Origin of the sequence: Streptomyces parvus (genome assembly GCF_032121415.1) — a bacterium.
Taxonomy (GTDB): Bacteria; Actinomycetota; Actinomycetes; order Streptomycetales; family Streptomycetaceae; genus Streptomyces; species Streptomyces globisporus_A.
The window spans coordinates 207,365-220,102 of the sequence record NZ_CP135079.1; the positions used below are offsets into that span (position 1 = coordinate 207,365).

General features: G+C 73.4%; 11 protein-coding genes. 5 read left to right on the forward strand and 6 right to left on the reverse strand.

Annotated features, from left to right (window positions below):
- Positions 1-12: 12 nt before the first annotated feature.
- From RNL97_RS01820 to RNL97_RS01830, 3 genes are all read right to left on the reverse strand, one after another.
- Positions 13-1,092, reverse strand: a complete 1,080-nt coding sequence (locus RNL97_RS01820) for a FecCD family ABC transporter permease (RefSeq protein WP_030586872.1) — start codon at positions 1,090-1,092, stop codon at positions 13-15.
- 17 nt (positions 1,093-1,109) lie between these two features.
- The gene (locus RNL97_RS01825; RefSeq protein ID WP_313750289.1) at positions 1,110-2,168 is read right to left on the reverse strand and encodes a FecCD family ABC transporter permease; all 1,059 of its coding nucleotides are present in this window, start codon (positions 2,166-2,168) and stop codon (positions 1,110-1,112) included.
- A gap of 112 nt (positions 2,169-2,280) precedes the next feature.
- Positions 2,281-3,636 carry a lysine N(6)-hydroxylase/L-ornithine N(5)-oxygenase family protein gene (locus RNL97_RS01830; protein ID WP_030586877.1) on the reverse strand — a complete coding sequence of 452 codons (1,356 nt, stop codon included), beginning with the start codon at positions 3,634-3,636 and terminating at the stop codon, positions 2,281-2,283.
- Positions 3,637-4,008: 372 nt separating this feature from the next.
- Between RNL97_RS01830 and RNL97_RS01835 the strand changes: the two genes are divergently transcribed.
- Positions 4,009-5,127, forward strand: a complete 1,119-nt coding sequence (locus tag RNL97_RS01835; RefSeq protein WP_030586880.1) for an NAD-dependent epimerase/dehydratase family protein — start codon at positions 4,009-4,011, stop codon at positions 5,125-5,127.
- Here RNL97_RS01835 and RNL97_RS01840 read toward each other — a convergent pair.
- Together RNL97_RS01840 and RNL97_RS01845 are read right to left on the reverse strand one after the other, a co-directional pair.
- Positions 5,108-6,214: a sensor histidine kinase gene (locus RNL97_RS01840; protein WP_313750290.1), complete on the reverse strand. Its 1,107-nt coding sequence runs from the start codon at positions 6,212-6,214 to the stop codon at positions 5,108-5,110. The two genes, RNL97_RS01835 and RNL97_RS01840, sit on opposite strands and share 20 nt — an antisense overlap.
- Positions 6,211-7,050: a response regulator transcription factor gene (locus RNL97_RS01845; protein ID WP_078652096.1), complete on the reverse strand. Its 840-nt coding sequence runs from the start codon at positions 7,048-7,050 to the stop codon at positions 6,211-6,213. Before RNL97_RS01845 ends, RNL97_RS01840 begins: the two co-directional genes overlap by 4 nt.
- 124 nt (positions 7,051-7,174) lie before the next feature.
- Here RNL97_RS01845 and RNL97_RS01850 point away from each other — a divergent pair, with 124 nt between their 5' ends.
- The 3 genes from RNL97_RS01850 to RNL97_RS01860 are packed head-to-tail and all read left to right on the forward strand — an operon-like array spanning position 7,175 to position 9,440.
- A complete protein-coding gene (locus tag RNL97_RS01850; protein ID WP_050500116.1) occupies positions 7,175-7,936 on the forward strand; it encodes a glycosyltransferase family 2 protein in 762 nt (253 codons plus the stop codon).
- Positions 7,933-8,589, forward strand: a complete 657-nt coding sequence (locus tag RNL97_RS01855) for a TIGR04282 family arsenosugar biosynthesis glycosyltransferase (RefSeq protein WP_030586892.1) — start codon at positions 7,933-7,935, stop codon at positions 8,587-8,589. Before RNL97_RS01850 ends, RNL97_RS01855 begins: the two co-directional genes overlap by 4 nt.
- On the forward strand, positions 8,586-9,440 hold the full coding sequence (locus RNL97_RS01860) for a class I SAM-dependent methyltransferase (protein WP_030586894.1): 855 nt from the start codon (positions 8,586-8,588) through the stop codon (positions 9,438-9,440). The genes RNL97_RS01855 and RNL97_RS01860 overlap by 4 nt, the downstream gene beginning before the upstream one ends.
- A gap of 394 nt (positions 9,441-9,834) precedes the next feature.
- Here the strand turns inward: RNL97_RS01860 and RNL97_RS01865 are convergent, their stop codons facing one another.
- Positions 9,835-11,106 (reverse strand): molybdopterin-dependent oxidoreductase, encoded by a 1,272-nt coding sequence (locus RNL97_RS01865; protein ID WP_243313062.1) that lies wholly within the window; start codon positions 11,104-11,106, stop codon positions 9,835-9,837.
- A gap of 185 nt (positions 11,107-11,291) precedes the next feature.
- On the opposite strand from RNL97_RS01865, the gene RNL97_RS01870 reads away from it, so the two are divergent.
- Positions 11,292-12,731 carry a hypothetical protein gene (locus RNL97_RS01870; RefSeq protein WP_243313064.1) on the forward strand — a complete coding sequence of 480 codons (1,440 nt, stop codon included), beginning with the start codon at positions 11,292-11,294 and terminating at the stop codon, positions 12,729-12,731.
- Positions 12,732-12,738: the final 7 nt, after the last annotated feature.

Genomic DNA, 12,738 nt, shown 5'->3' on the forward strand with positions numbered 1-12,738 from the left:
TACTTCTACCATCTACCGGAGGTTCGCCCGTACCAGCAGGTAGACGAGGAACGGGCCGCCGACCACCGCGGTGACCACGCCCACCGGCAGACCGATCGGCAGCGCCGCGCGGGCGATCAGATCGGAGCCGATCAGCAGCAGTGCGCCCACCGTGCCGGAGGCGATCAACGGCGGCGTGGGCCACCGCGCCAGGCGCATCGCCACCTGCGGGGCCACCAGCGCGACGAACGGGACCGGCCCCGCCGCGCTCACCCCGACGGCGGCCAGCAGGACCGCACAGAGCAGCAGGACGGCCCGCACCCGGCCGAACCGGACGCCCAGCCCGGCGGCGACGTCGTCGCCGAGGTGCATCGGTTTGAACGGGAAGGCCACGGCGGCCACGGCGGCCAGCAGGACGAGCGTGGCCCAGAACGCCACCCGGACCTCGTCCCAGGACCGGTTGTCCAGCGAGCCGACCAGCCATACCTGGGCGCGCGCCACGTCCCGGATGTCGGCCGAGACCAGCAGCCAGGTCGTGATCGCCTGCATCACGGCGGTCACCGAGATCCCGATGAGGATGAGCCGGAAGCCGTCGACGCCGCGCCGCCAGGCGAGGAAGTAGACCAGCAGCCCTGTGCCGAGACCGCCGAGCAGGGCGGCGGCGGGCAGCCCGACCGAGCCGGTGATCGCCGCGGCGGCCCCGCCCGTGGCCGTCACCAGGAACACCGCGACGGCGCCGGCTCCGGCGGTGATCCCGAGGATGTCCGGGCTGGCGAGCGGGTTGCGCGCCACGGACTGGGTGATCGCCCCGGAGACGCCCAGGGCGACGCCCACGACGAGGCCGGCCAGGGCCCGGGGCATGCGGAGGTCCATGACGACGAACTCGTCGACCGGTTCGCCCCGGCCGAGGATGGTGGCGATCACCCGCGAGAGGCCGATGGGGAAGTCGCCGACGCTGATGGAGAGGCAGAAGACCAGGAAGGCCGCCGCCGCGAGCACCAGGGTGACCAGCACGAGCCAGGGCCGCCAGACGAACGACACCCATCCGAGCCGCACCCCGGGCGGCATCGACGCCTTGGCTTCGGCCCCACCGGCCACTTCGGATCCGTTCATGCGCTCCTGAACTCTCCTCATGCGCTCTTGAACTTCCCTCGCCACACCAGGACCGCGAAGAAGGGGGCCCCCAGGAGGGCGACCACGACACCCGCTTCCAGCTCGCCCGGCCGGACGACCACCCGGCCCACGATGTCGCAGACCAGCAGGACACCGGCCCCGAGGAGACCGGCGTACGGCACCAGCCAGCGGTAGTCGGGGCCGGTCAGATAGCGGGCCACATGGGCCACCATGAGCCCGAGGAAGGCGATGGGGCCGCAGGCGGCGGTGGCGGCCCCGGCCAGCAGGGTGACGGCGACGATGCCGAGGGTCCGGCTCGCCGCGATGTTCACCCCCAGCGCCCGCGCGACGTCGTCGCCCAGGTTGAGCAGGTTGAGCGCGGGGAGGGTGATCAGCGCCAGAACCAGTCCGACGGCGATGAACCCGGTCACCGGCCAGATGACGTCGAAGCGGACCCCGGCGACGGAGCCCGCGTTCCAGAACCGCAGCGCGTTCAGCGACTCCTTGTCGGAGAGCGCCACGGCCGTGGTCATCGCCGCGAGGAACACGGTGACACCCTGCCCGGCCAGCGCGAGGGTCAGCGGATTGCCCGCGCCCCGGCCGATGCTGGCCAGGCCGAAGACGACGACACCGGCGAGACCCGCGCCGACGAAGGCGAACCAGACGTACTGGAACGGGTCGGTGAACCCGAACACGGCGATGACCGCCACCACGGCGAAGGAGGCCCCGGCGTTCACCCCCAGCAGTCCGGTGTCGGCGATGGGGTTGCGGGTGTACCCCTGGATCAGCGCCCCGCCCACCCCCAGGGCCAGACCCGCCACGATCGCGAGAACCGTCCGGGGCACGCGCACGGTCTGGACGATGAGACGGATCTCGGTGAGCTTCTGGTCGGGCTCGGGCTCCGCGAACAGCCCGTGCCAGACCTCGGCGGGGCTCAACGCGCGCGCCCCGACGGCCAGGGACACCGTCGCCGCGACCAGCAGGGCCACCGTGAGGACGGCCAGCCCCACGGCCCTGCGCCGGCGGGTGTCCTTCCCCCCGTCCGGCACGGAGCGGTCCACTGCGGTGTTGATCATGACGACGAACGATATCCCTTTGATCGGAGCGGTCGCGCTCGGCCCGCCCGACGGGTCACCGGGCGGGCCGAGCGCTGAACTCGCGGTGTTCCGGCGGTTGCTGCGGCCGTGCCTAGCCGCCTGCGCCCTCGGCGACCTCGACCACGGGCCGGGACTCGTCGGAGGTGGATTTGACCCGCCGGTCGAGCAGCGAGTCCAGGATCTCGCCGACCCGTATCGCGGTGTTGGAGAGCAGCGACGTGGTGATGCCGTGCGTGTGCTCCGTACCGCCCTGGAGGTAGATGCCGCAGCGCAGGGCGGGTTCGGTCGAGATCCGGTAGTCGCGCTGCACGCGTACGCGGCCCGCCTCGTCGCGCAGACAGTGCTCGCCGACCTGACCGAGGAGGCCGAGCGGATCGGCGGGGCTGTAGCCGGTGGCGAACACCACGACATCCGCGTCGAGTTCTGACTCCTCGTCGGTCACCAGGGATCTCACGGTGGCGCGGACGCCCTCGGGCTTCTCCACCACCCCGGTGACCCGGGAGACGTTGAGGAAGCGCAGCCGTTCGGTGCCGAGGACCTTCTCCCGGTACATCTGCCGGTAGAGGTCGTCGATCAGGTCGATGTCCACCACGGAGTAGTTGGTGTTGCCGTGGTAGGCCATCAGCCGGTTCTTGACCTCCTCGGGGGCGGCGAAGAAGTCGTCGACCGCGTCGGGGTCGAAGATCCGGTTGGCGAAGCTGCTGTCGTCGGCGGGGCTGTAGCCGTAGCGGGAGAAGACCGCGCAGACCTCGGCGTCGGGGAACCTGCGGTGCAGGTAGGCGACGTTCTCGGCGGCGCTCTGTCCGGCACCGACGACGACGAACCGGGAGGGCGAGTCGCCTTCCAGCCCCTCGACCTTGCGCAGCAGATCGGAGTTGTGCCAGACCCGGTCGCCGCGTTCCACACCGTCCGGCATGAGGGGACGCAGGCCGGTTCCGATGACGAGGTTGCGGGCGCGGTGGACCGAGAGCCCTTCCGCGGACCGGACGGTCACGTCCAGGTACTCCACGGTCCCGTCGTGCACGAACGGGGTGACCGCGACGACTTCGTGTCCGTAGGAGACGAGGTCGTCGACCTTGGCAGCGGCCCACTCGAAGTAGTCGTGGAACTCCACCCGCAGCGGGAAGAGGTTCTTGTGGTTGATGAAGTCGATCAGCCGGCCCCGGCTCTGCAGATAGCAGAGGAAACTGAATTCGCTGGCCGGGTTCCGGAGCGTCACCAGATCCTTGAGGAAGGAGACCTGCATGGTGGCGTCGTCGATGAGCATGCCGCGGTGCCAGCCGAAGCTCGACTGCTGCTCGAAGAAGTGGGCGGTGACCGAATCCTGCCTGCCGACTTTGCTGTTGTGCTCGCTCAGCGCGATCGCCATGGCCACATTGGACGGGCCGAAGCCGATGCCGATGAGGTCGTGGACCAGTGGTGTGTCGCCAGGAAGAACCTGTGACATGTCACTCCCATCATCCGGGAAATCCGCCTGTCAGGCGCGGGGGAAGGTCTCTGGGTGCGGGCACGCCGACGGAGGTCGCACGCCCAAACTTAGGTGAGCCTAAGCTCATCAACTCGCCTTGTCGATAGGGCACATGGGGAGCGAGTTCGCTGATTAACTGTCGATTTTGGCTCGAAATCGGCGGTCTAACCGCCTCATTCGAGCCCCTCCGGGGCTCCTCGCACCGTGGGGAGACGAACGCCCAGGGCCGACCACGGTCGGAGTACGGCCGAATTTCGCACCGGCGACCCGGACCCCCGACGTCCTTACGGACTCGTGACGTGTGCGCGCCGCACCCGGTCCGCGGGCCCGCCCGGCCCTAGCGTGGCCGTCATGCGCGTACTGGTCACCGGCGGAGCCGGGTTCATCGGGTCACATGTCGTCGCCGCCCTCGCCGCGGCCGGGCACGAGAGCGTGGTGCTGGATGCCCTGCTGCCCTCGGCCCATCCCGGTGGCACGCCGCCCCGGCTGCCGGGCGACCGGCCTGCCGTCGGCGACGTCCGGGACCGGGAGGCGGTGGCGGACGCGCTGGCCGGGGTGGACGCGGTGTGCCACCAGGCGGCCATGGTCGGCCTCGGCAAGGACTTCGCGGACGCGCCGCTGTACGTGGGGTGCAACGACCTCGGCACGGCGGTGCTGCTGGCGGAGATGGCCGCGGCCGGGGTCCGGGACCTGGTGCTGGCCGGATCGATGGTGGTCTACGGCGAGGGGCGCTACGACTGCCCCCGGCACGGCACGGTCCGCCCCGGGCCGCGCGCGGAGGCCGATCTGCGAGCGGGTGACTTCGAGCCCCGCTGCCCGCACTGCGGCGCGGAACTGACGCCCGGCCTGGTGGCCGAGGACGCGCCGGCGGACCCGCGCAATGTGTACGCGTCGACCAAGCTGGCCCAGGAGCACCTGGCCGCCGCGTGGGCGCGAGCCACCGGCGGCCGGGCGGTGTCCCTGCGCTACCACAACGTGTACGGGCCGGGGATGCCGCGCGACACCCCGTACGCCGGTGTCGCCTCGTTCTTCCGCTCGGCCCTGGCGCGGGGTGAAGCCCCCCGGGTCTTCGAGGACGGGGGCCAGCGGCGCGACTTCATCCATGTCCACGATGTGGCGGCGGCCAACGCGGTGGCCCTGGAGGCGGTGCGGGAACGCGAGCCCGCGTCCTTCGCCGCGTACAACACCGGGAGCGGCGAACCGCACACCATCGGCGAGATGGCCGCCGTGCTGGCCGGCGCGCACGGTGGTCCCGACCCGGTGGTGACCGGGGAGTACCGCCTCGGCGACGTACGTCATGTCACGGCGGACTCGCAGGCACTGCGCGAGGAGCTGGGCTGGCGGCCCCGGGTGTCCTTCGCCGAGGGGATGGAGGACTTCGCCGCGGCCCCGCTGCGCGATGCGCGGGGCGGGGGGCGGGAGAGCCGCAGCCGCCGCGAGGAGAGCGCCGTCACGCTGTCGGGAGCGTGACCGAGAAGCAGCAGCCGCCCTGGACGTTGCGGACCTCGGCCCGTCCGGCGTGGGCCTCGACGATGCCGCGCACGATGGCGAGCCCGAGGCCGGCCCCGGCGGGCGGGGTGCGGGCATGGCTGCCGCGCCAGCCGGTGTCGAAGACCCGGGGCAGGTCCTCCTCCGGGATGCCGCCGCAGCTGTCGGTCACCGACAGCACGACACCCCTGTCCGAGCGGTGCGCGGCGACGGCCACGGTGCCGTCGGGCGGGGTGCGGCGGATGGCGTTGACCAGGAGGTTGCCGAGGACCCGGCTCATCTCCTTGCCGTCGACCTCCACCGGTACCTCGTCGACCCGGTCGCCGACCAGCCGCACCCCGTGCTCCCGGGCGAGCGGGTCGGCCCCGGCCAGCGCGTCGCCGACCAGGTCGTAGAGGGAGATCCGGGCCGGTGCCAGGGTGAGTGAGCCGGCCTGGATCCGGGAGAGTTCGAAGAGGTCGCCGACCATGGAGTTCATCCGCTCGACCTCGGTCCTCATCTGCCGCAGGTAGCGTCCGGAGTCGGCGGCCATGCCGTCCTCCAGCGCCTCGGCCATCGCGCGGAGTCCGGCGAGCGGGGTACGCAGATCGTGCGAGATCCACGCGACGAGTTCGCGTCGCGAGGTCTCCAGCGCGCGTTCCCGCTCCCGCGAGCTGTCGAGTTTCGCGCTCGTGGCGGCCAGTTCACGGGCGAGCGCGGCCAGCTCGGCGGTGGGCTGTCCGGCGGGCGCGGCGAAGGTGCCGCGGTCGCCGAACGACCGGGTGGCCAGCGTGAGTTCACGGCTCTGGGCGGCCACCCAGCGGCCCAGCAGGACCGCGGTGGCCAGGGAGATGAGGGCGGCCATCGCGACAACGGTCGTGACGACGTAGAGGTCGTGGGGCGAGAGGAACATCGCCCAGGCGACCGACAGCGTCCCGGCGAGCATCGCCGCCACGGCCACCCCCGCGACGACGCTCAGCGAGACCACCAGCGAACGGTGCCGCAGGAGGCGCAGGGCACCTGCGCCGAGGAGCCCGGCGGCCGCCGCTCCGAGGAAGGCGAAGAGCGCCATGAGCAGGAGGTCGGTCACAGCGACCCGCCTCCGGTCGGGGGCGTGCCGCGGACGGCGGCCGGGCCGGGTCCCGTACGGCCCGGGTCCGCTCCGCCGTGGTGCCCCCCGGCCCGGGTCCCTTCGACCTCCGCCGCCACTTCCGCACCCTCCGCGTCCAGGTCCAGGCGGTACCCGACGCCCCACACCGTGCGGATCAGCCGGGGGCGGGCCGGGTCCTGCTCGACCTTGCCGCGCAGCCTGCGGATGTGGACGGTGACCGTCGAGAGGTCGCCGAAGTCCCACCCCCAGACCTCCCGCATCAGCTCCTCCCGCGCGAACGCCTTTCCGGGGTGCCGGAGAAGGAAGGCGAGCAGGTCGAACTCCCTCAGCGTCAGGGGGAGTACGTGCCCGTCGCGGTAGGCCCGCCGGGCCGCGGGGTCGAGGCGCAGACCGCCGCCCGACAGCACACCGGCCTCGTCCGCCGGTAGGGCCGCCCGGGCGCGGCGCAGCACGGAGTCGACCCGCAGGACCAGCTCGCGCGGACTGAACGGCTTGGTGACGTAGTCGTCGGCGCCGGTCTCCAGGCCCAGGATGCGGTCCTCCTCGTCTCCGCGGGCGGTGAGCATGATGACGGGGACCGGCCCGTGCTCCCGCATCCGGCGGCAGACCTCGAATCCGTCCAGGGCGGGGAGCATCAGGTCCAGGACGACGAGGTCGGGCCGGACTGCCGCGAACCGCCCCAGAGCGGCGGGCCCGTCGGCGGCCCGCTCGACGGCGTAACCGGCACGGTGCAGATAGCCGACGACGACTTCGGCGACGGTCGGGTCGTCCTCCACGACGAGGATCCGACCGCGGGCCGGCGGGGTGTTCTCCATGGCCTCCACTGTGGCACCCCGCTCGTGGCACACCGGGGTCCGCTCACACCCATCCGGCCGATGTCCATGTTTCGTAAGAACCTGATGCCCTGAATGCCCGAGTTGCGTCCGTAGGGTGAGGCGGGTGACTGATTCCTCTGCCACCCCTCCATGTCCGTCCGCCCCGCATACCGGTCTCCCGGAGGCCGACATCGTTCTGCCCTGCCTCGACGAGGCCGCCGCTCTGCCCTGGGTCCTCGATCGCGTCCCCGACGGCTGGCGCGCGATCGTGGTCGACAACGGCTCGATCGACGGTTCGGCCGAGCTCGCCCGGTCCCTGGGCGCGAAGGTCGTCACGGAGGACCGGCGAGGGTTCGGTGCGGCCGCTCACGCCGGGCTGCTCGCCGCCGAGGCCGAGTTCGTCTGCTTCTGCGACTGCGACGGCTCGCTGGATCCCGCGCTGCTGGCCGGCTTCGTGCGGCGGATCGCGGACGGCGAATGCGACCTGCTGCTCGGCCGCCGCCGGCCCGAGGGGCGGGGCGCCTGGCCGCCGCACGCGCGCGCCGGCAATATGGCGCTGTCCCGGATGCTGCGTCGCCGCACCGGCCTGCGCCTGTCCGACCTCGGCCCGCTCCGTGCGGCCCGCCGGGCCGATCTGCTGGCCCTGGACCTCACCGACCGGCGCAGCGGCTACCCGCTCCAGATGGTGGTCCGGGCCTCGGATGCCGGGCTGCGGGTCGCCGAGAGCGATGTCCCCTACCGGCTGCGGACCGGGAAGTCGAAGGTGACCGGCACCTGGCGCGGGACCTGGCACGCGGTGCGCGACATGCGGGGGGTCCTGCGCGAGCCCCCGGCGGACCGCGCGCCCGTCCGGGCCGCGCGCGCGGGGGCAGGGGCCGGGCGATGAGCGTGTACGGGCCCGTCGGGCCGACGGAATTGCTGGTCATCGCGAAGGAGCCGGTGGCCGGACGGGTCAAGACCCGGCTCTGCCCGCCCTTCTCCCCCGCCGAAGCCGCCCAGCTGGCCGCCGCGGCCCTCGCGGACACGCTGGAGACCCTGCTCACCCTTCCCGCCCGGCGGCGGGTCCTGGTGCTCGACGGGCGGCCCGGCCCCTGGGCGCCCCCGGGGTTCGAGGTGGTGCCGCAGAGCGCGGGCGGTCTGGACGAACGCCTGGCGGCGGCCTTCGGCGGGTGTACCGGGCCTGCCCTCCTGGTCGGTATGGACACCCCGCAGCTGACGGCCGGTCTGCTCGCCCCCGCTCTCGTGCCGGAGGCCTGGGACGGCTGCGGGGCCTGGTTCGGTCCGGCCGAGGACGGTGGGTTCTGGGCCCTGGGTCTGGCGGAGCCCGACCCGGCGCTGCTGCGCGGGGTGCCGATGTCCCTCCCGGAGACCGGTGCGGTGCAGCGGCGCAGGCTGGTGGAGGCCGGGCTCGTCGTGCGCGATCTGCCGGTACTGGTCGATGTGGACACCGCGGCCGACGCCCACCGGGTCGCGTCCGCCGCGCCGGGCGGCCGGTTCGCCGCGGTGCTGGACCGGCTGACCGGGGCGGGGGTGCGATGAGTACGACCGTGCCCTCGTCCAAAGCCGGCGCCCCGGCCTCCACGGAGCCTCCCGAGGCGGTGGCTTCCGTCGGCACCGGGACGGGTCCGGCCCCGCCCCGCACCGCCCCTTGGGCCGCCGACCCGTACGCCAACGCCCTGCGCACCGGCCGCGGCCCCCTGTTCCTGCGCCGCAGCGACGGCTGGCTGCTGCCCCTGGAAGTGGAGCGCTGGTGCTCCGACGCGGGCTCCGCCGACCTGTCGGCGCTGCACCGGTGCGAGGGGCCCGTGCTGGACATCGGCTGCGGGCCGGGGCGGCTGGTCGCCGAGCTGGCCTCGCTCGGGCACCGGGCACTGGGCATCGACGTCAGCGAAACGGCGGTGGCCCGTACGCGCGGTCTCGGCGGTGCGGCTCTGCTCCGCAGCGTCTTCGACCCGCTGCCCGGGGAGGGCCGTTGGGGCACGCTTCTGCTCCTCGACGGCAACATCGGCATCGGCGGCGACCCGGCCGCGCTGCTGGACCGGGCGGCCGATCTCCTCGGCGCCGACGGGCTGCTGATCGCCGAGACCGCCCCCGTCGACGTGGACGAACGGGTCCGGGTCCGGCTCGACGACGGCCGGGGCGGACCGGAGACAAGTACCGCCGCCCGCGAGGCCGCCCCCGAGCCGTTTCCCTGGGCGCGTATCGGAACAGCGGCCCTGCTGCGGCACGCCGGCGCGGGCGGCTGGCGTACGGCCGATCAGTGGGGCGCGGAGGGGCGGACGTTCGTGTCGCTGCGCCGTCCCGTACGGGAGCGGAGCGCCCGGACCAGCAGCCAGAGCGCGGAGAGCGCGAACAGCGCGCCGGTGATCAGCAGCCAGTTGCCGAAGTAGACGTCCGGGGTGGTACCGGCGGCGGCCACGTACCGCCGTTCGGTCCGCCGGGTGATCAGCGGGAACCAGATCAGCAGGAGCAGCCCGGAGAGGACCGCCGGTACCCGGACGAAGTTGACCAGCGCCGCCCGGGTGCCGAGCGCGGCGCGCAGCGCTCGGTCGGCCCCGGCGTACACCGGCAGCAGCACCAGGTCATGCAGGACGGCCGAACCCGCGAACCAGAGCAGCACCCCGGCGGTGTCCCCGTCCAGCAGCCGTACGCCCGCGTAGCCGGCCAGGCTGAACGTGGCGGCGAGCAGGATCAGGTGGAGCGGGCCCTCGCCGTACAGGCGGCGCGGCGAGTATCGCGGGCGGCGGGGTGCGGCGGAGCACGGCGGCACGGCTCGGGTGGACATCACAGCTCTCCGAACGTCAGGGTCTCGACCCACTTGGTGTTCAGCACCCCGGGCGCGGCAGGGACGATGATCCGGGCCGGGTAGCCGTGGTCGGGCGACAGCGGGGCACCGTTAACCTCCAGCGCGAGCAGCGAGCGGCCGTCACGGACCTGGTTGTCGCGCAGCGCGGCCTTGCGGAAGGAACCGCTGCGCTGGAGCGACTCGACGAACACGCCCGGCGGCCGGTCCGGGTACCCGGCGAGCGCCGCCAGATCGGCGAGCCGCACCCCGCGCCACTGCTGGTCGGAGGTCGACCAGCCCTCCACGCAGGCGATCGGGAGCGCCGCGGTGTGCTGGTCCATGGCCAGCAGTTCGGCCCGGGAGAAGCGGAACTCCCCGGCCGGCCCTCGTACCGTCAGCCGCCAGCGCTCCCCGGTGTCGGCGGGCGTGATCCGTACGGCGGCGGCGGTCTTGTTGATCTGGAAGGCGTTCGGCCCCGGGCCCGGGTCGGTGCCGCCGCGCGGGGTGAGAAGCGCGATGCGGCGCAACGGCCCGTCGAAGCTCCGGCCCGCCGAGGTGATCAGCAGCAGGAGCGAACCGGCCCCCACCATGGCCAGCGCGCCGCGCCGGGACAGGGTCGCGGGGAGCGGGTCGGGGGCGGCGAGGGTGTCCCGCTCGCCGCGCGGGACACCGTTGCGCAACACCCGTACGGCCTGGGGAGCCTTGAGAGCCGTATGGGTGACGAACCCGGCCAGGAAGACCCAGGCGCCGTAGAAGTGCAGGGTGTAGAAGGACCCGGGGAAGAGGTAGTCCAGCTGGATGTTGAGCAGTCCGGTGAGGAACTGGAACAGCGCCCCGCCCACGAGCAGCAGCAGCGAGATCCGTTCCAGGGCGTGGCCCACGGAACGGGCGGGCGGCAGTGCGAAGAGCCGGGGCACCACCGACCAGAGCTTCGCGAGCAGGACGGGCACGAGCACGATACCGACGGTGACGTGCAGCCCCTGGGTCAGCCGGTAGAGCCAGTGCGGGCCGGTCGGCCACGAGAACAGGTAGAAGCCCAGCAGGCCCCTGCCCGGTGTCTTGTCGTTGACCCGGTTCAGGTCCGGGTTGTAAGCGGCGTACGAGAGCAGACCGGTGACGAACAGCAGGGTCAGGCCGACGAGCAGGACGACGCCGAGCACGGCGGTGAAGCGCGCCCCTCGGACGGGGCTGCGCCAGAATCCCGGATCGGCGGGCGTACGCAGGGCGCGAAGAGAACCGGGCAGGGAGCGGGTTCGGCGGCGTTCGGGCATGGACCGACGCTAAGTGCGGAACCCGGTCCACGGGCGGGTACGACTCCTGACGGAATTCTGACGTCGCGGCCGGACGACGCGACGGACGTCACCTCGGGAAGGAGCGGCAGGAGCGGATCTGACGGTTCGGTGACGCGGCCCCGCCGGACCGCCCGATCACCGCCCGATGTGCATAGCGTGCCAGCGTGAAGACCGAGAACGTCACCCCGACGGACAACGCCGACGGCACGGGGCACGGCCCGCCCGCATCGCCGGACCGCATCGACGGTCGCGCCCGGCGCGCGGGGCGGGCCGACCTGGCCGCCGCCGCCGCGGGGGTGCTGCTGGTCACCGCCGCCGTGCTCATCGGCCGGGTCCTCCAGGACCGGGACGGGACCCTGTTCGCGCAGTGGCCGCCCTTCCTCGCCTCCTGGGACCCCCACCTGGGCCCGGGCACCCCCGCCGCGCTGACCATGGCCGTCCTGGTCGTCGGGTACGGCCCGTCGCTCGCCGCCCGGCTGCCCTGGCGCGGGCTCCTCGCGGCGGCCTGGGCCGGGTCCATGGCCTGGGTGTTCTCGATGGCGCTGATCGACGGCCTGTACCGGGGTGTCGAACGTCGGCTCACCACCAAGCACGAGTACCTACAGGTCATCGACCGCTTCGCGGACATCCCCGCCACGCTGCGCGGCTTCACCGACCACATCCTGTTCGACGCGCCCGGCAACTGGCCCGCTCATGTCGCCGGGCACCCGCCGGGCGCGACGCTCACCTTCGTCTGGCTGGACCGCATCGGGCTCGGCGGCGGCGCCTGGGCGGCGATCTGGTGCGTCGTGGTGGGCAGTTCGGCGGTGCCGGCCGTCCTGATCACCGTCCGGGTGCTGGCCGCCGAGCGCCTGGCGCGGCGTGCCGCGCCCTTCCTCGTCCTCGCCCCGGCCGCCGTCTGGGCGGGCGTCTCGGCCGACGGATACTTCACGGCCGTCGCCGCCTGGTCGGTGGCCCTGCTCGCCCTGGCCGCCACCCGCCGGGTCCGCTTCCCCGCCGTGGCGGCGTCCGGCGGGGGTCTGCTGTTCGGGTGGACCTGCTACCTGAGTTACGGGCTGGGGCTGATGGCCGCCGTCCTGGTCGCGGTCCTGGTGCTCGCCGGGACCGCCCGCCCGGTGCCGGTGTTCCTGCTCGGCGCGCTCGTGGTCCCGGTGGCCTTCACCCTCGCCGGGTTCAACTGGTGGACCGCCTACCACCTGTTGGTCGAGCGCTACTACCAGGGTGCGGGCGGCGTCCGCCCGTACGGCTACTGGGTCTGGGCCAACCTGGCCTGCGCGACCGTCGCGGCCGGGCTGGCCGCCGTCGCCGGGCTGCGCCGGAGCGCGGTGGCCGCGCCCCTCGCGGTACGGGCTCTGCGGGGCGGTCCCGCGGCGGTCCGCCCGGAAGGGCGGCTGGCGTTGCTCGTCCTGGCGGCGCTGGTGGCGCTGCTCGCCGCGGACCTCTCCGGGATGAGCAAGGCGGAGACGGAGCGCATCTGGCAGCCGTTCCTGCTGTGGCTGCTGCCCGCGGCGGCGCTGCTGTCCCGCCGGGGCGAGCGGTGGTGGCTGGTCGCTTCGGCGGTTCCGGCCCTGCTCGTCAACCACCTGCTGTGGACGGGGTGGTGAGGTCGGG

Coding starts and splice junctions, on each gene's coding strand:
- RNL97_RS01820 (WP_030586872.1), bottom strand. CDS start 1,092: ATGAACGGATCCGAAGTGGCCGGTGGGGCCGAAGCCAAGGCGTCGATG.
- RNL97_RS01825 (WP_313750289.1), bottom strand. CDS start 2,168: ATGATCAACACCGCAGTGGACCGCTCCGTGCCGGACGGGGGGAAGGAC.
- RNL97_RS01830 (WP_030586877.1), bottom strand. CDS start 3,636: ATGTCACAGGTTCTTCCTGGCGACACACCACTGGTCCACGACCTCATC.
- RNL97_RS01835 (WP_030586880.1), top strand. CDS start 4,009: ATGCGCGTACTGGTCACCGGCGGAGCCGGGTTCATCGGGTCACATGTC.
- RNL97_RS01845 (WP_078652096.1), bottom strand. CDS start 7,050: ATGGAGAACACCCCGCCGGCCCGCGGTCGGATCCTCGTCGTGGAGGAC.
- RNL97_RS01855 (WP_030586892.1), top strand. CDS start 7,933: ATGAGCGTGTACGGGCCCGTCGGGCCGACGGAATTGCTGGTCATCGCG.
- RNL97_RS01860 (WP_030586894.1), top strand. CDS start 8,586: ATGAGTACGACCGTGCCCTCGTCCAAAGCCGGCGCCCCGGCCTCCACG.
- RNL97_RS01865 (WP_243313062.1), bottom strand. CDS start 11,106: ATGCCCGAACGCCGCCGAACCCGCTCCCTGCCCGGTTCTCTTCGCGCC.